The sequence below is a fragment of the Streptomyces marispadix genome (genome assembly GCF_022524345.1).
Classification (GTDB): domain Bacteria; phylum Actinomycetota; class Actinomycetes; order Streptomycetales; family Streptomycetaceae; genus Streptomyces; species Streptomyces marispadix.
Genome location: NZ_JAKWJU010000002.1, coordinates 1,896,707 through 1,913,025, shown reverse-complemented (window position 1 = coordinate 1,913,025; position 16,319 = coordinate 1,896,707). Strand labels below are relative to the sequence as shown.

Annotated in this window: 14 protein-coding genes and 1 pseudogene; 5 read left to right on the top strand and 10 right to left on the bottom strand. The window is 72.7% G+C overall.

Annotated features, from left to right (window positions below; genetic code table 11):
* Positions 1–77 precede the first annotated feature (77 nt).
* A complete protein-coding gene (locus MMA15_RS08165; RefSeq protein WP_241058471.1) occupies positions 78–1,022 on the top strand; it encodes a class I SAM-dependent methyltransferase in 945 nt (314 codons plus the stop codon).
* 134 nt (positions 1,023–1,156) lie between these two features.
* On the opposite strand, the gene MMA15_RS08160 is transcribed toward MMA15_RS08165, so the two are convergent.
* The 3 genes from MMA15_RS08160 to MMA15_RS08150 form a co-directional block, all read right to left on the bottom strand.
* Entirely contained in the window at positions 1,157–1,501 is a 345-nt protein-coding gene (locus MMA15_RS08160; protein WP_241058470.1) for a DUF8129 domain-containing protein, read from the bottom strand.
* A gap of 175 nt (positions 1,502–1,676) precedes the next feature.
* Positions 1,677–2,165 (bottom strand): PepSY domain-containing protein, encoded by a 489-nt coding sequence (locus tag MMA15_RS08155; protein WP_241058469.1) that lies wholly within the window; start codon positions 2,163–2,165, stop codon positions 1,677–1,679.
* A gap of 396 nt (positions 2,166–2,561) precedes the next feature.
* Positions 2,562–3,095, bottom strand: coding sequence for a GyrI-like domain-containing protein (locus tag MMA15_RS08150; RefSeq protein WP_241058468.1), 534 nt, complete (start codon positions 3,093–3,095; stop codon positions 2,562–2,564).
* 206 nt (positions 3,096–3,301) lie between these two features.
* Here MMA15_RS08150 and MMA15_RS08145 point away from each other — a divergent pair.
* Positions 3,302–5,534, top strand: a pseudogene (locus MMA15_RS08145) (FUSC family protein).
* Positions 5,535–5,685: 151 nt separating this feature from the next.
* On the opposite strand, the gene MMA15_RS08140 reads toward MMA15_RS08145, so the two are convergent.
* Entirely contained in the window at positions 5,686–6,540 is an 855-nt protein-coding gene (locus MMA15_RS08140; protein WP_241058467.1) for an ATP-dependent DNA ligase, read from the bottom strand.
* Positions 6,541–6,771: 231 nt separating this feature from the next.
* On the opposite strand from MMA15_RS08140, the gene MMA15_RS08135 reads away from it, so the two are divergent.
* Positions 6,772–7,332 carry a dihydrofolate reductase family protein gene (locus MMA15_RS08135; RefSeq protein WP_241058466.1) on the top strand — a complete coding sequence of 187 codons (561 nt, stop codon included), beginning with the start codon at positions 6,772–6,774 and terminating at the stop codon, positions 7,330–7,332.
* Between the two features lie 29 nt (positions 7,333–7,361).
* Here the strand turns inward: MMA15_RS08135 and MMA15_RS08130 are convergent, their stop codons facing one another.
* Entirely contained in the window at positions 7,362–7,820 is a 459-nt protein-coding gene (locus MMA15_RS08130) for a CBS domain-containing protein (RefSeq protein ID WP_241058465.1), read from the bottom strand.
* Positions 7,821–7,949: 129 nt separating this feature from the next.
* Positions 7,950–9,248 (bottom strand): ArsB/NhaD family transporter, encoded by a 1,299-nt coding sequence (locus MMA15_RS08125; protein WP_241058464.1) that lies wholly within the window; start codon positions 9,246–9,248, stop codon positions 7,950–7,952.
* Between the two features lie 375 nt (positions 9,249–9,623).
* On the opposite strand from MMA15_RS08125, the gene MMA15_RS08120 reads away from it, so the two are divergent.
* Positions 9,624–10,682 carry a PucR family transcriptional regulator gene (locus MMA15_RS08120; protein ID WP_241063078.1) on the top strand — a complete coding sequence of 353 codons (1,059 nt, stop codon included), beginning with the start codon at positions 9,624–9,626 and terminating at the stop codon, positions 10,680–10,682.
* A gap of 475 nt (positions 10,683–11,157) precedes the next feature.
* On the opposite strand, the gene MMA15_RS08115 is transcribed toward MMA15_RS08120, so the two are convergent.
* The 4 genes from MMA15_RS08115 to MMA15_RS08100 all read right to left on the bottom strand — a co-directional run bounded on the left by MMA15_RS08115 (position 11,158) and on the right by MMA15_RS08100 (position 15,142).
* Entirely contained in the window at positions 11,158–11,640 is a 483-nt protein-coding gene (locus MMA15_RS08115; RefSeq protein WP_241058463.1) for an FtsX-like permease family protein, read from the bottom strand.
* Complete coding sequence (locus MMA15_RS28175; protein WP_241058462.1) at positions 11,637–13,640, bottom strand: FtsX-like permease family protein; 2,004 nt, start codon at positions 13,638–13,640, stop codon at positions 11,637–11,639. Before MMA15_RS28175 ends, MMA15_RS08115 begins: the two co-directional genes overlap by 4 nt.
* A complete protein-coding gene (locus tag MMA15_RS08105) occupies positions 13,637–14,413 on the bottom strand; it encodes an ABC transporter ATP-binding protein (protein ID WP_241058461.1) in 777 nt (258 codons plus the stop codon). Before MMA15_RS08105 ends, MMA15_RS28175 begins: the two co-directional genes overlap by 4 nt.
* Positions 14,414–14,485: 72 nt before the next feature.
* Complete coding sequence (locus MMA15_RS08100) at positions 14,486–15,142, bottom strand: TetR/AcrR family transcriptional regulator (protein WP_241058460.1); 657 nt, start codon at positions 15,140–15,142, stop codon at positions 14,486–14,488.
* A gap of 406 nt (positions 15,143–15,548) precedes the next feature.
* On the opposite strand from MMA15_RS08100, the gene MMA15_RS08095 reads away from it, so the two are divergent.
* Positions 15,549–16,190, top strand: a complete 642-nt coding sequence (locus MMA15_RS08095; protein ID WP_241058459.1) for a GNAT family N-acetyltransferase — start codon at positions 15,549–15,551, stop codon at positions 16,188–16,190.
* The last annotated feature ends 129 nt before the right edge of the window (positions 16,191–16,319 follow it).

Below are 16,319 nucleotides of genomic sequence, written 5' to 3'. Positions count from 1 at the left end.
GCGGTGTCCGCCTGCCAGGGGCGCGGACGGGTGTTGAATGGCCGTACACCGCCCGGGGGTTGGGTCGGGGAACCGGGATGAGCGGTGAACGCCTTCCACGTTGGGAGCGGGAGATGGCCGAGCCTGGCAACGAGTCCGAGTCCGAGTCCGAGTCCGGGTCCGAGTCCGGGAACGAGCCGGAGTACGGGTCCGGCGGTGAGCGGTGTCCCGTACGGCTCAGCGGTGTGCCGGAGACCCTGCTGTGGAATCTGTGGCAGCGCGCCTGCGAAGCGGGACGGCCCGGAACCGTGCTCGACGACCCGAAGGCCGTCGAGCTGGTACGGCGCATCGACTACCCCTTCACGGAGACGTTCGGGGAGCCCGCCCCCCTTCTGGCACAGGGGCATGCGCTCCGGGTCCGCACGTTCGACGCGGCGGTACGGGCCTTCCTCGCGGAACATCCCGACGGCACGGTCGTCACACTCGCCGAGGGCCTGGAGACGCAGTTCTGGCGGGTCGACAACGGACGGGCCCGCTGGCTGTGCGTGGAGCTGCCCGAGACCGCCGAGGTGCGTACCCGCCTGCTCCCCGACGCCGAACGCCGGCGCACCCTCGCCCGGTCGGCCCTCGACCTGTCCTGGCGGGACGAGGTCGACCCCGGACGCGGCGTGCTGATCACGGCGCAGGGCCTGCTGATGTATCTACAGCCCGACGAGGTACGGGAGTTGGTGGCGGGCTGCGCGGAGCGTTTCCGCGGCGGCTCGCTCGTCTTCGACGCGGTGCCCAAGTGGTTCAGCGACCGCACGACGAGCGGTGCCATGCGCACGCCGCAGGGCTACCGGCCGCCGCCGATGCCCTGGGGCCTGGACGCCGGCGAACTGAGCACGGTCCGCGGGTTCCACCCCCGCATCCGCGAGGTCCGCGAACTGCCTCCGCCCCGCGGCCGTGGCTTCTACCACGGGGTACTGGCGCCCTTGATGCGGCGCCTCCCGGCCGTACGGAACATGCGCCCGACGATGACGGCGGTGGCCCGCTTCGAGTGACAGGGGCGGCCCGGCGGGCGGTGGGCGGACCCGCCTTCCCCTCCGTCGCGGGCGGACCCGCACCGACCTCGCGCCGTCGGATGCCCCCTTCAGGAAGGAACGGCCCCTCGACAACGGGCGATCGGGGCGGTCCGTCAAGGCCGCTTGTCGCGCAGCTTGCCGGGCTGGTCAGCGGTGCCGTGCGGGGGCGGATGGCCCGGTTCGGCCGCCGTGGCGGGCGAGACGGGGGAGCCGTGCGGAGTGGCACCGGGAGCGGCCGGGGCTTCGCCGCCCGCGGACGGGGCGCTGCCCTTGCGGAGCTGGTCGAGACGTGCTGTGAGCATTTCGACCACCTGGACACGTGAGGCGTGCTGGCGCTCGTACTCCAGCAGGTCCTCCAGCTCGGGGCGGGAGAGGCTGCGGATGCGGTGCTCCAGCTCGCCGGGCGGGATCTGGTCGTAGTCGCTGATCGGAAGGTCGCCGGGGTTCGGAGTGCTCACGGGGCCTCCTCGCGGGATCGCGGGTTCGCGGGATCGCGGGTTCGCGGGTTCCGTCCGCGGTTCGCGGGATCGCGGCTTTCACGGGTACGTGCTTCACCGTTCGCCGGGACCGTGAGGCGTGTACCGGGCCTCCGGCATGCGCAAACACCGCGCGAACGCGAGGTCAGAGGCGAGGTCAGAGGCGGCGTCGGCCCAGCACGTCACCGGTTGCGGCGTCGATCTCGTAGACGTGGGCGTTGCCCGGTTCGACGGCCACCAGGCGGATCCGCCACACCGGCCTTCCGTCGCTCTCCGCCAGCTCGACCGCATCGACCTTGTCGTAGTCCGGCGTCGCCACCTTCCGAACGGCGTCCTCCGGCGTGACCACGGCCTTACGGAGCAGCGCCCTCAGCCGGGGCCCGGCGGTACCGTCGGGGCGTACGGCCGGTTCCGCCGTGGCGGGCTCGGCGCCCGTGGCGCTCTGCGTCACCGAAGTCCTGGCGCCGTCACTGGAGACGATCTCGCTGTGCCACTCCGGCCGCCCCTGCTGCCCCCGGCCGTCGCGCTCGCTGCCGTTCCGCTCGCTCCCGGCCCCCTCGCTCTCCGCCAGCTCCAGCTTCGCCAGACGGCCGGAGGGCACGGCGCCGAGGGCAGCGCGTACGGCCTCCTCATGGGTCGTCTGCACCTGCGTGTGCACCTGCTGACGGCCCCTCTCCACCGTGTTCGCACAGCCCGGGAGCACCACGGCGAGACAGACGGCGACGCAGCCGGTAAGCGCGCGCCGCGCGTGAGCAGCCGCAGACGCGCCGAACGGGCAAGCGGGACCTGTGACTTGGCGAACCGTCCTCATGCCGTCTCTACCGACCTCTCCGCCTGCTCCGGTCCTCGTCCGTGAATCCGGCCGCGGCCGACCGCTGTTCGTCCGGCTCCATGAAGCCGCCGGGTACCCACGCTGCTGAGGACATACGACACGCAGGGCGTACGACGTTCAGGGCCTACGACGTTCAGGGCGTACGAGTGCGTGCGACCGGCAGGCTCGGGAGATACGGCCGTCGCCGGAGTACGTTCCCCGGCGGTTCCGTCAGCCGGTGACCACGCAGTTGAGTTCCGTACGCAGATCGTCCGGGGACATCTCCGGAGTCGGCTCGGTGACGTAGACCTCCCACATGACCGGGCCGGGCGTCAGGCCCTGGGCGCGCACCCAGGCGAACAGGCTCTCCCAGGAGGCGGCCAGTCCGTCGAACGAGCCGTGGTGCATCGCGCGGGCTACGCGTGCCGCGGGGAGCGCACCCACGGCGACCTTCCCTCGCGTCCCCTCTGGGCCCTCCGGTCCCTCTGACGCCTCCGGCCCCTCCGTTCGTACGGCTCGGTCGGTCGGGAAGCCGACCTCCAGGTCGGCGGTCTCCCCGGGCGGCCGGTGGTACAGGCCGAACGCCGGTCCCAGCACGGCCACTTGCTGCCGTGCCAGGGTCTCGCCCAGCGCACGGAACGACGCGTCGAAGAAGTCCCGGATTCCCGCCATCGGCACGACCCCACGGACGACGGCCGTCACCACGGGCTCGACGGCGATCAGCTGCGGCGTGCCGGGCTGCGCCGCTTGTGCGTTGCTGCTCATGGTCTCTCCGAGTCTCCCCGAATCATGTGCGGTGCTTCGTACTTCGGGGTGGACCGGCCGGAGCGGCGGAACTCATCGCCGGGAGGTCGTGATCGCCGCAGGGAGGTCGGCAAGTCGTGCCCTGACCTCGGCCGTCGCCCCCTGCACGCCCTCCGTGACCCCCGCGCCGCCCCCGTAAGCTCGACGGCATGCGAGTCCTGCCAGTCCTGCCCTGGTTCCGTGCGTTCGCAGGGACGGCGCGGTCCGGACTGACCGTCGAGCGTGCCAAGTTGTCCCCGCTCATCGCGCTGCGGGCCGCCGCCGGTGTCGCGTTGATCGTGCTGCCGACGCTGTGGGCGGGGTCGCCGGGGCTGGCCGTCGCGTCGGCGTTCGGCGCGTTCTCCTCCGGTGTGGCCACGTTCCAGCGGAGCTGGCGGCCCCGGCCGGTGCTGGCGCTGTGCGCCGGTGCGGCGCTCGCCGTGTCGACGTTCGCGGGCTATCTCGTCGTCGCACATCCCGCGGGCTTCGTACTGCTGCTCGCCGTCTGGGCGTTCGCCTCCGGCATGGCCTGGGGGCTGGGGCCGACCGCGGGTGTCGTGGCGTCGTCCACCGTGGCCTGCATGCTGGTGACCGTCACCCTGCCGACCACCGTCGTCGGCGCCCTCGAACACGCCGCGCTGATCGCCGCGGGCGGCTGTGTGCAGGCCGCGCTGATCGTGCTCATACCCGTACGGCCCTGGGGCGAGCGGCGGGACGCGCTCGCCGACGCGCTCGCCGCCGTCGCCGACTACGCACGGCGCCTGCGCCACGACCCCGGCGCGCCCTTCGACCCCAAGCCGCTGATGGAGGCCCGCAGCGCCGCCGCCGTCTCGCCCCGGCAGGCCCGGCGGCGGCCCCGGCAGCTCGGGGGCTACCGGGGGCTCGCCGAGCGGTTCCGGCCGGTCCTCGCCTCCCTCGCCGACCCCGTCGTGGGAGCGCCGATGGTGGGCCGTGAGCGGGAGCGCACAAGGGAGTTGCTACAGGCGGCGGCGACCGTGCTGGACGCCACGGCACGCGCCGTGCGCCGCGGTGAACGCGTACGCCTGCCGGAGGACGCCCTGGAGGTGCTCCAAGTCCCGGAATCCGGGCCGGTGTTGAACGGTCCCGCACGCAAGGCCGCGATGCGGCTCATCGCCCTCACCCAGGACGCCGTCGACGCCGCGCAGGAACCGGTCGAGGTCACCCGCTCCCTGCCGCTGGTCCCACGGGCCACGTGGCGGATGCCCGCCAGGCCCGGCAGCGCCGAGGACGACGACGTCTACGCCGACCCCGAGGCGGAGGCACGGACCGCACGCCCCGTACAGCCCCGCCACCTCGACCAGCCGTCGCTCGCCATGCTCGTGCCCTTGGCGCTGCGCACCTTCCGCCGCGAACTGCGCTGGTCGTCGCCGGTGTGCAGACACGCGCTGCGCGTCGCCGCCGTCGTCGCCGCGAGCTATCTGCTGGGCAAGGCCCTGCCGCCCGAGCACGGCTACTGGGCGCCTCTGACGGCCGTGATGGTGATGCGCCCCGACTTCTCCCGCACCTACGAGCGGGGCGTCGCCCGCGTCGTGGGGACGCTCCTCGGCGTGGGCATCGCCGGGACGGTGACCGCCCTGGCCCATCCGCCGCCGTTCGCCAGCGCGGTGCTGGCGGTGGTCAGCGTCGGCTGCATGTATCTGCTGATGCGCACCGGCTACGCGATCACCTCCGCGTGCATCGGGGCGTACGTCGTCTTCCTGCTGGGCACCGCGGGCTCTACGTGGTCGCAGACCGTGCTGGAGCGGATCTGGCTGACGGCGCTGGGCGGGGCGCTGGCGATGCTCAGTTACGCGATCTTCCCGGCGTGGGAGACGCCGCAGTTGAGGGACCGGCTCGCCGACTGGCTCTCCGCGACCGGGAGTTACACCGTCGCGGTCTTCGACTGCCTGGCCGCCCCCGCGGCCCGGCCGGCGGGGAGCCGTCGGCACTCCCGCGCCCGCGCACCCCTGCCGCAGGGTCCGCGAGGCACTGCTCGACACCCGCGCCGCCCGCCAGGAGTGGGACCAGACCGCTACGAGGGCGGGCGCCGAACCCGTACGCCACCGCGGCGGCCTCTCACGTCGTTCGGCGTCGGCGGCGCAGTCCGCGATGGTCACCCTGGGCCGGGTGACGATGCTGCTGGAGGCCCACCTGCCGGATCGCGGCGCGGAGCCCTCCCCGGGAGCCGCGGACTACGCCGAGGCGTTGAGGGCGACCGTGCCGGGCTCGGTGACGGCGGTCCGCGAGGGCCGCGTCCCCGACTGGGGGCCGGTGCACGACGCGCTCTCGCGATGGTGGGACCTGGAGGCGGAACGCCCGTCCCCCTCGGTGGCCCTGCGCACGGCGGACCTGCTCACGGACGCGCTGGAGGACCTTGCGGACGCGGTCGCGCCCAGGGGAACTTCGGGGCGGAGCGGGTGAGTTCGCCCCCTGTCCGGTTTGCGCGTCCGGCCTCCGTGCTCGCGGTCCGCTCGGAGGCGGCGGCCACGTACGTACCTCTCCGTGCCTCAGACGTCCGCACGCAGACGCACGTACCGCACCAGCGGGACCCGGCCCGTGCGCACCCGCACCTCTACCGCCGCGGCGGCTCGGCCGTCCCGGTCAACGGCCGCCAGCGCACGTCCAGTTCGGCGTCCGCGACCTCCTCGCCGAGCCGCCCGGTGACCGCGCTGCCGAGCTGTGACGCCGCCAGCGGAGCCAGCCGCGGCGTGGTCACGGCACGGCGCCCGTCGGGCAGGTCGACGACGGCGCCCCAGGGCCGCCGTTCAGGGCCGGTGACGCCCGCCAGTCGTGCGTCGACGGTGTCCGCCGATCTCACCTTCCGCCAGGCGGCCCTCGGTTCGCCGGGGCGGTAGGGGGAGTCCCAGCGCTTGGAGACGATGCCCTCGACGCCCTGCGGCCTCATCTCCCGCATCCATTCGCGTGCCTGGGCCGCGTCCTCCGTGGCGAGCACCGACTGGATCTCCGGGCCCGCCTGTTCGGTGATGCTCGTCAGCCGTGGCCACCGGGTACGCAGCGGTTCGGGCCGCAGATCGGTGTACGGGGCGGCCAGCACGTCGAAGGCGACGAGGATCGCGCCCGGCGTGGATCTGGGCCGTTTCGCCAGGCCCCTGGACTGCACGGCTTCGAAGTCGAACCGGGCCTCGTGCTCGTTCCAGACGACCACTTCGCCGTCGATGACGGTGCCCGGCCCCAACTGCCCGGCCGCCTCGGCGAGTTCGGGGAACTGGCGGGTCACGTCCCGCTTGCTGCGCGAGTGGATGCGTACGCCGCGGGAGGTGACCGCGAGTGCGACGCGCCAGCCGTCGAGCTTTACGGAGTGGTGCCAGCCGGGCCCCTCGGGCACGGTCTCGACCGGCTTCGGCCTCATCAACTCCACGGGCAGCCGCACCACGAGAGCGCCCTCCGCGCCGTTACCGGCAGCCACGCCGCTCGCCCCCGTCCGCGTCGTCCTCCGCACCGGAATTCACAGCGGTCAGCCTCACGGCGTGCGCGGGGGCGGCCCCGTGGGCACGCCGCGCCGCCGTACGTACTCCACCGCTGTGGCGGATCGGCCGGGCGGACCGATGAAACGAGGGCGGGGCCGACCGGTCGCCGGCCGGCCGCCGATGAGTCGGGGCCTTCGCCCCGGTCGGAACCCCAGACGAAGGAGTGACTGATGAGGAAGATCATCCTGTCCGCGTCGGTGTCGCTGGACGGCTGCTTCGAGGGAGCCGACGGCGGACTCGACTGGCATCTCGTCGACGACGAGCTGCACACCCACTTCAACGATCAACTCAGGGGCATGAGCGCCTTCCTGATGGGGCGCGTCAACTACGAGCTGATGGCCCGGGTCTGGCCCGACGCCGACGCCGATCCGTCGAGTTCCGGCCCGGAGGCGGAGTTCGCGGGCATCTGGCGGGAGACCCCCAAGATCGTCTTCTCCAGGACGCTGGACCGCGCAGGCCCGGACGCGACCGTCATGCGGGAAGTGGACCCCGAGGCGATCCTGGAACTCAAGCGCAGGCCCGGCGGCGACATGAGCATCGGCGGCGCGCGGCTGGCGGCTCGGTTCCGGCAGCACGATCTGATCGACGAGTACCGCGTCTACGTACACCCCGTGATCCTCGGCCGGGGCAGGCCCCTCTTCGAGCCCTCGGACGACCGGAAGCCCCTCGCCCTCGCCGGTACGCATACGTTCGGCAACGGCGTCGTACTGCTGCACTACAAAAGCGACTGAACGCACAACGGCAGGGCCACGGGCGGGAGTCAGCCCCGCGGCAGCAGCGCGTCGAGGAGACGCGAGGCGGTGATGACGCCCAGCAGCGCCCCTCCCGCCTCGCCGCCGCCGGTCACCGCCACGAGGGGGCTGCGTACCCGGGCCATGAGCGTGGCGACCTCCAGCACGGTGTCGTCCGCGTCGGCGACCGGAGGCGGTCCCGCGTCGGCAGGCAGGCAGTCGCCGACGCGGCGGCCCGCCAGCGCCTCGCAGAGCCGGTCGGCGTGCTGCTCGTCGACGACCGCCGCGAGGGCAGGGTCCTCCAGCACATACGCCGGGACCAGAGTCTTGATCATCTGTGAGGCGGGCAGGATCGCCCGCGGCTCGCCCGGTCCGGCGAGCACCAGCAGGCCGGGCAGCCGGTGTTCGGCCAGCAGACGTGCCGCTTCGAGCGCGTCGCTGTCGACGGTGACCGACTCGTATGCGACGGCGAGATCACGTGCGCGCATTGCGGCTCCTGTTCGCAGGCGGTCCGCCGGTCGCCGCGGGCCGGTGCTGTGGTCGTCCCGGAGGCCGTCGGCCTCGCGGGACACGGACATGCGGGTGGACGGGACGCGGCCGTGGACTGCTGACGTGCCTCAGGCCAGGGCGAAGTACCGCAGCCACACGTACACCCCCGACAGCGCGACCGTCACGGCGGTGACGACGAGACCGTACTTGGTGAACTGCCAGAACCCGATCGGCGTCCGATTGCGTTCGGCGATGCCGAGGACCACGACGTTGGCGCTCGCGCCGATCGCCGTGGCGTTGCCGCCGAGGTCCGCGCCCAGCGTCAGCGCCCACCACATGACGTGGTCGGAGCCGCCTCCCATGCTGCGTACGAGATCCGCGGTGACGGGCGCCATCGTGGCCACGTACGGAATGTTGTCGATCACCCCCGACAGCACGGCCGACCCGCCGAGCATCAGCATCGAACCCCCCAGCTCCCGGCGGCCGATGGCCTCCGCCAGTGCCTGCGACACGTCACCCACGACGCCCGTGCCGATGAGCCCGCCGATCATCACGAACAGCCCGGCGAAGAAGGCGAGCGTCGGCCATTCGACGTCGGAGAGGACGTCCCCGGTGCCCACCGAGGAGACGGCGACGAGCAGCCCGGCGCCCAGCAGTGCCACGACGCTCGGCTCGTAGTGCAGTACGGGATGCAGCACGAAGCCGGCGACGACCAGGCCGAGCACGATCAGGCCCTGCACCAGCAGCCGCCGGTCGCGTATCGCTTCCCGCTCCTCCAGCGCCATCACCTCGGCGGCGCGCTTCTCGTCGTACACGAACGCATCGCGGAACATCACACGGCACAGCACGATCAGCACCAGCGTCAACACGGCCGCGAGCGGCGTCAGATGGACGATGAAGTCGTTGAAGGTCAGACCCGCGCGGCTGGCGACGATGATGTTCGGCGGATCGCCCACCAGGGTCGCGGTGCCGCCGATGTTGGACGCGAAGACCTCGGCGATGAGGAACGGGGCGGCGGGCAGCGCGAGGCGTTCGCAGACCAGCAGGGTCACGGGGGCGATCAGCAGGACCGTGGTGACGTTGTCCAGCAGCGCGGACGCGGCGGAAGTGATCACGATCAGCATGGCCAGCACCCGGAAGGGCCTGCCGCGTGCCCGTTTCACCGCCCAGATCGCCAGATACTCGAACATGCCGGTCTTCTTCAGCACGCCGACGATCATCATCATGCCCAGCAGCAGGAAGATCACGTTCCAGTCGATGCCGGTGCGCTGCGAGTAGAACGCTGCCTCGTCGTCCGTGGCCCCGATCGCCAGCATCAGTGCCGCGCCGCCGAGGGCCGCCGCGACCCGGTGGACCCTCTCGCTGATGATCAGCGCGTAGGCGCCTGCGAAGACGGCCACCGCGGCCCAGCCGTGCCAGTCGTTCATGAGGCGGCACCGCCCTCGGTCCCGGCGCGCGGCGCCCCGGCGTCTCGCCGGGTCGGACGTGGAGGGGGCAGCGGCAGCATCGGGGGGGCGCTCCTGGTGCCGTGAGGGGACAGGGACGTCCGAAGACGCCGCCGACCAGACTTCCCGGCACACCAGCACCGCGTCGCAGAGGACGGGTGATCGGGCCACCGTACCGCGTGGGCCCCGCGTAGTCCGTACTGCTGTTCCCCTACGTCATCGCTGCTCCCATACGCTGTGGCCGTGGACGAGACCAGAACGCGGACCGGGGGAGACGGCAGTGAGGCCGTAGGGGAGACGCGCAGGGGGAGCGCCGAGAGCGGGAACACCGGCGAATTCCCGTACGGTTACGGGGAGTTGCTGGCCGAGGTGTCACGCACCGGCCGTCCGCCCAGACGGGACGAGCTCGACGCCTTCCGCGAGTTCGGAGAGTGCGCCGCGGAACGCGGCTGGCCGCTTCGCGACCTCGTAGCCCTCTGCCTCGGCCGGACACGCGAACTGTGGGGCTCGCTGCCCGGTGTCGCGCACGCCCGCACTGCTGCCGAGTGCGCCCGTACGGGAGACGCGGTGCTCGGCGCCGTCGAGTCGGCGCTGTCCGCGCTGGGGAAGGGGCACGAGCGTGCACAGCGGCTCGCGGTGCGCCAGGAGGAGGGCGAGCGCCGGGAGTTCGTCGACGATCTGCTCTACGGGCGCAGCGACATGGGCAGGCTCGCCGAGCGTGCGCAGCGCTTCGGGCTGCGGCTTGCCGGGGTGCACACGGTCGCGGTGGCGCTGGGCGCCGAGAAGTACGACGACGTGCACCGCACGGTGCGCCGCATCGAGGGGGACCTGCTGGGCCGGTTCGGGCCGAGGGACGTGCTGCTGTCGACCAAGGAGGGGCGGCTGGTGTGCATCGCCGCCAGCAGCGACCGCGACGTGCTGGAGCACTTCGTACGGCTGGCGGAGAGCCCAGGCGCGGGCCTTCCCGCGGCGCAGCGCATAGCCGTGGGACGGGAGCACGCGGGCGCGGGCGGCATCGTACGCAGCTACGAGGAGGCGCTCGGCGCTCTCGAACTCGCCGACCGGCTGGCTCTCGACGGTGTGCGCCTCAACGCCTCCGAACTGCTGGTCTTCCCGGTGCTGCTTCGGGACAGGGGCGCGATGGCGGACCTGGTGACCACCGTGCTCGGGCCGCTGACGAAGGCACGCGGCGGAGCGGAACCGCTGCTGGAGACCCTGACGGTGTGCGCCGCCGCCGGATACGTCAACGCCGAGGCGGCACGGCGGCTCGGCCTGAGCGTGCGGACGCTCTCCTACCGGCTGGAACGCATCCGCACCCTCACCGGCTACACGCCCAACGACCCGTTGCAGCGCTTCACTTTGGAGGCGGCCGTGATGGGGGCGCGGCTGCTGGGGTGGCCGGAGAAGGAGCTCTAGAGGCTTCGAAGCCGTCGCCGTCGACCGGCCGGGCGCCGCCGCGAGCCGCGCCGCCCGCCCCGGCGTTGTCAGTCCCGTGTGGTGAGGTGTTCCACGCACGCCGGGCGTGGACGTGTGCGGAGCCCGCGCCAGGCGTGCCGCGCTGTCGTTTCAGGACGTCAAATGGCCACGGACATTGCCGGGTTCTGGCAATGTGTGCCCGCGGCAACCGTGTCACGATAAGCGTGCGCCGCAAGGCGCCAAGGCACCGAGCCGATGCCCTCGACGGGGGTGAGGGCATCGGCTCGGTGCGTCCGCAGCCGTCGCGCGGTCATCGCGTCCGCCTGCCGGGGTCCGGCACTTGGCTGCTGCCGGGGGCGCGGACCGCCCCGGCTTCCGCGCCGGGTGGCCGCCGCTCGCCGAAGTCCCGTCCCGCGTCGGATCGTTCGGCGCAGCGTTCACCGCAGCACTCCCGCACCTCTCTCCTGTCACCGCTTCAGCCCGCCCGTTCCCGTACGACCCGTGCGACGTCGAGGCGGCGCACCGCCCGTACGGCCGGGAGCTGGGAGAGCAGCGACGCCCCCAGCACGGCGGCCACGGCCCCCGCGACGACGGGCCAGCCGATCTCCAGCCGCATCGAGAGCATGTCGCTGGAGAAGGAGTCCAACGACGCCTGCGCGGCTGCGAAGCCCGCCACGAGACCGAACGGCAGGGCGAGCGCCATGGCGGTCAGGTTCTCCGCGGCCAGCAGCCCGGCGATGCGGCGCAGTGGCACGCCCGAGGCGCGCAGCGTGGCCAACTCCCCGGTGCGTTCGGCGATGTTGACGGTCATCGTCACGTGGACGACGGTCAGCGCCAGTACGCCGCCCAGCAGCAGCATCGCCCCGACGAACACCCGGAACAGCGCCATGTAGCGGTCGATCTGCCGCTTGACGGCCTTCGAGTCGGCGTAGGCGACGACTCCGTCCAGCGAGGTCACGGCCTCACGTATCCGGTCGTGCCCGGCCGCCGTCGTCCCGGATGCGAAGCGCAGCGCGTAGCCGTTGGTGCTGAGCCCGGTCGCCGCCTCGACGGTGGCCTGCGTGCCGTAGAGCGCCGTCCCCATCGGCTCGTCGACCAGGCCCGCCAGCCGCACCCGCTTGTGTCCGCCGCCAGTGGTGCGCACGGCGAACCGGTCGCCGGGGGACAGGCGCAGCTTCGCGGCGAGTGCCTTGCCGGCCAGGACAGCGCCGTCCGCGGGAGAAGCCCGCGCTCCGCACCGCCGGGGGTGCGGAAGCCGTGCATGGCGGTGCGCGGGCGGTACCCGGTCAACGGGGCGCTGTAGGACCGGCCGTGGGCGGTCGCCGTGACCTGCGCGGTCGTGGTCGGTTCGGCGGCGGCCACCCCTTCGACGGCACGCAACGCACTCGCTCCGCGGTCCGTCCTGCCCGTGTCCGCCTCCGTCCCGGATTCCCTCTCCGTACCGGCGGCGGCCGTGGTGACCGTGGCGTCCTCGCGCTGGACCGTCCCGAACTGGGTGTCCATCGCCGACTTCATGCTCGTCGCCATCCCCGCCGACGCCAGTACGAGCACCAGCGCCAGCACACCGCCCAGCATCGTCGCAAGCGTGCGCCGTCGGCTGCGTCCCAGTTCCCGCAGCGCCAGCCGCAGCGTCAGCGGAACCCGCCGCGCCCGCGCCAGCGCCCTGCCCCAGCGGGTCGGCGGGTGCAGGGCGCCGCCGTCGCCGCGCATGGACTCGGCCGGGTCCGTGCGCGTCGTCGCCCACGCCGGAGCGGCGCCGCCCACCAGCCCCACGACGAGGCCGAACAGCAGCCCCGTCAGCATCACCGCCGGGCGCCGCTCCACGAGCGTGTAGGAGATGCCGAGTTCGGCGGTGTACGCGTGGGTCATCGCCGTGGTCGCCACCGCGCCCAGTGCCACGCCCAGCGCGGCGCCGGCCGTGCCCGCGAGCATGCCGTGGCCGAGGTAGTGCCGTGCCACGGTGCCGCGCGGGGCTCCCGCCGCGAGGAAGGTCGCGATGATCCTGCGCTCGGACACCACCAGCCGCGTCATCAGTACATACGCCGTAACGGCCGCCGCGGAGAGGAACAGCAGCGGGAAGGCGACCGAGAGCCGGGAGAACCCCTTCAGGTCCTCGTTCAGCGCCGCGTCCGAGGGCTGCTCCGATCTCGGCTGCACCTCGGTGGCACCGGCGGCACGCAGCCGGTCGGTGACGGCGGCCGTCACCGCCTCGTCGCCCCTGGCGGCGTCGCTCAGCCGCACGAGGATCTGCGAGGTGTATGAGGTCTGTGAGGCGGGCGAGGTCCGCGAGTCGTTCGGGGCGCGCGAGCCTCGGCCGGCGTTCTCGGCGTGCCGGGCGAAGTCCCGCACCGTCGCCTCCTGCGCGAAGAGCACCACGAAGTCGTGCGGATCGCTCAGGACTTGCTGGCGGGAGAGCGCGGGCCACAGATATTCGGGAGAGCCGGCGATCCCGCGCACGGTCAGCTTCCGCCACTGCGAGCCGTCGTGGACACGCGCGGTGTCGCCGGGGGAGAGGTGGTAGGTCTCGGCGGTGTGCCGTTCGACCAGCACTCCTGATGTGTCGCTGCCGCGCGGACGGTGCCCGGAGACGACGTCGACCTTGTCGACGGCGGGCTGCCGGCCCGCGGGTGATCCCGTGACCCGGCCCAGCACTTCCGTACTCCCGATGCGTACGGGGAGCCGGGACTGCGTACGTGTGGCGACCTCCTCCACGCCGTGAGCGGAGCGTGCCGCGGCGGCGACGTTCGCGGCGTCGCCCCCCGAGGCCGTCAGATCGGCGAAGTGCATGCGGGAGTAGGTGTGTTCGTAGCTGGCACCGAGATTGCGGTAGGCGTCGTAACCGGCGACGAAGAGCAGGACCCCGATCATCACTGTCGTTCCGACCGCGGCGAACTGCGGGAAACGGCGCCGCAGATCGCGCCGCGTCTTCGTGAGCAGGACACCGTTCACGCCGCTCACCAGTCCACGTCGCGGACGTCGGCGGGCCGAGCGTTGCGCTCGACGGACTCGATGCGCCCGTCCCGCATGTGCACCACCCGGTGTGCCATCCGCGCGACAGCGGCGTTGTGCGTGACCATCAGCACGCCGCGTCCCTCACGGTTGGTCTCCTGGAGCAGGCGGAGCACCGCCTTGCCCGTCGATACGTCGAGGGCGCCCGTGGGTTCGTCCGCGAGCAGCAGGTCCGGGTCGGTGACCAGGGCGCGAGCGAGAGCCACGCGCTGCTGCTGACCGCCGGAGAGCTGAGCGGGGAAGTGGTCGAGCCGGTCGCCCAGCCCCACGGATTCCAGCAGCCCCGTCACGTCGCTCCGGGCGCCGCGGCCGGTCAGTTCGGCCATCACCTCTACGTTCTCGCGGGCGGTCAGCGTAGGCACCAGATTGAAGAACTGGAATACGAAGCCGACGTGGTCCCGCCGGAATCCGGCCAGTCGGCTCGGGCGCCGTCCCGTCAGATCCACCCCCGCGACCTCCAGGGAGCCGCCGTCGGCCGGTTCTATGCCGCCGAGCACGTTCAGCAGCGTCGTCTTGCCCGAGCCGCTCGGACCGAGCACGACCGCCAACTCCCCCGCCTCCAGGTCCAGATCGACTCCGTCGAGCGCTGAGACGGCGGCCTCTCCGCTCCCATAGGTCTTCGAAAGGCCGCGCAGTCTCGCACCGCCCCGGAGTACGGCTCGGGCGCCGCCGGAAGCGGAGCCGGTTCGGTCCGGCACGCCGCCGGTCCTCGTGTGCGTCACGGATTCCTCCCTTGTCGGCCGGACGGGCCGGGTCGTCGCACCGGGCGCCGAACGGCGGCCGCACATGCCGGTCTACGGCTCCGTGCCGTCGGGCGCCTCTTCCGCGGCGGCGGGTGCGACACCGGCGAGGCGTGACAGCGCCCCTGCCACGGAGACCTGTGCGACCGAGGGGTCGATGAGCCTGTGCAGTACGAGCCCGTCGATCGCAGCGCCGAGCAGCAGGGCCGTTGCCTCGGCGTCGTCGCGGGCCTCCTCGCGTCCCTCCGCGACGGCTGAACTCCCGGCGATGTCCACGGCGTTGGCGGCCCGCAGCCACTCGGCGACTCCCGCACGCCATTCGCCGAGCATCTCCGCCAGCCGGACGCGCAGCCGCTCCAGCCGTGTAGAGGCCAGCAGCATCTCGCTGAACAGCACGGTCGTCGGGTCAGAGGCGGTGTACTCCGCGACCATGCCCAGTACCTGTTCCATGCCCCGTCCGGGATCGTCCGCCTGCGACATCGCCTCGGTGGCCCGCGCCATCTCCCGCTGTGCGGCGGAAAGCGCTGCCTCGATCAGCAGGTCGGTGACGCTGGAGAAGTGGTAGTGCACCAGCCCCGGCCGCAGCCCGGCCCGGTCCGCCACCCGGCGCGTGGTCACCGCGCCCCAGCCGTCCTCGACGATCAGCTCGGCCGCCGCGTCGAGTAGCCGCTGCCGGGTCTCGTGCCCGCGCTCCGCGGATGTCGGGGTCATGGTCGCTCCACTGGTGCTGTGCCTACGCGGCGGTCAGCCGGGTCTGGGACGGCTCGAACGCCGAGCAGGAGGGATGCTCGGCTGGAATGTCAGGCTTGGGCGTACACCTTGGTCGATTGCTTTGGGCGATTGCTTTGGGCGTACGTCCAATTCGCCCGTCACCGTACGCCCTTCGGCGGCTGCGCGCCACTCCTCCCCGTCCCCGCGCAGGTGGGAGGCTGGCCAAGGGCCAAGGGCCAAGGGCCAAGAGCCAAGAGCCAAGAGCCGAAGGGCAAAGGGCTACCGCTCAAGGGCGAAGACCCAAGCGTCAAGGGCCAAGGGCTACGGCCCAGGGCCGATGGATTGCGGCGGGGCCGGGGCCCATGGCGCGCCGCAACGCAGCGGACGGGAGGGACGTGGTGCCGTCGTGACGGTGATCCGTACGTTCGCGGAGGACGACCGTGCCGAGCTGCGCAGGCTGTTCCGCAAGGCAGGCGAGGGCGCGCCGACGGCCTCGATGTGGGGGCACGAGGAGTCGGAGGCGGCGATCTATCTGGAGGCCTATATGGATCTGGAGCCGGAGTCGCTGTTCGTCGCCGAGGTCGACGGGGCTCCCGTCGGATATCTCGCCGGGTGCCTGGACCATTCGCGGTTCCCGCGCGAGAGCGAGCGCATCGCGCGGGCCATCAGGAAGTACCGGCTGGTGCTGCGGCCACGGCCCGCGGCGTTCCTCGCGCGCAGTGTGCTGGACATGGGCCGTGCCGCGCTGCGGGGTGAGCCGACGGCGTCCGACTTCACCGACGACCGGTGGCCCGCCCATCTGCACATCAACGTGGTGCCGGCGGCGCGCGGCACGGGGGCCTCCGACGGGCTGATGGACGCATGGTTCCGGCGGCTCAGGGAGAACGCCTCACCGGGCTGCCATCTGCTGACCCTGGCCGAGAACACCCGGGCCGTGCGCTTCTTCGAACGTATGGGATTCGCCAAGCACGGCAGCAATCCGCTGGTGCCCGGCCTCCGCCATGACGGGGGACGGGTCCACCAGCAGACGATGGTGTGGAATCCCTGACCGGGTACGGCAGTCGGTGCTCCCGGACGGCCCGGTGGGCGCTGCCGGTGCCGCTCCCACGCCCACCGGGAGCGGCACCGGCAGCGCGACCCGGTCTCACCGGCCCCCCCTCATCGCCGAAGCCCCGGC

Coding starts and splice junctions, on each gene's coding strand:
- MMA15_RS08125 (WP_241058464.1), bottom strand. CDS start 9,248: ATGAACGACTGGCACGGCTGGGCCGCGGTGGCCGTCTTCGCAGGCGCC.
- MMA15_RS08135 (WP_241058466.1), top strand. CDS start 6,772: ATGAGGAAGATCATCCTGTCCGCGTCGGTGTCGCTGGACGGCTGCTTC.
- MMA15_RS08150 (WP_241058468.1), bottom strand. CDS start 3,095: ATGAGCAGCAACGCACAAGCGGCGCAGCCCGGCACGCCGCAGCTGATC.
- MMA15_RS08165 (WP_241058471.1), top strand. CDS start 78: ATGAGCGGTGAACGCCTTCCACGTTGGGAGCGGGAGATGGCCGAGCCT.
- MMA15_RS08130 (WP_241058465.1), bottom strand. CDS start 7,820: ATGCGCGCACGTGATCTCGCCGTCGCATACGAGTCGGTCACCGTCGAC.
- MMA15_RS08100 (WP_241058460.1), bottom strand. CDS start 15,142: ATGACCCCGACATCCGCGGAGCGCGGGCACGAGACCCGGCAGCGGCTA.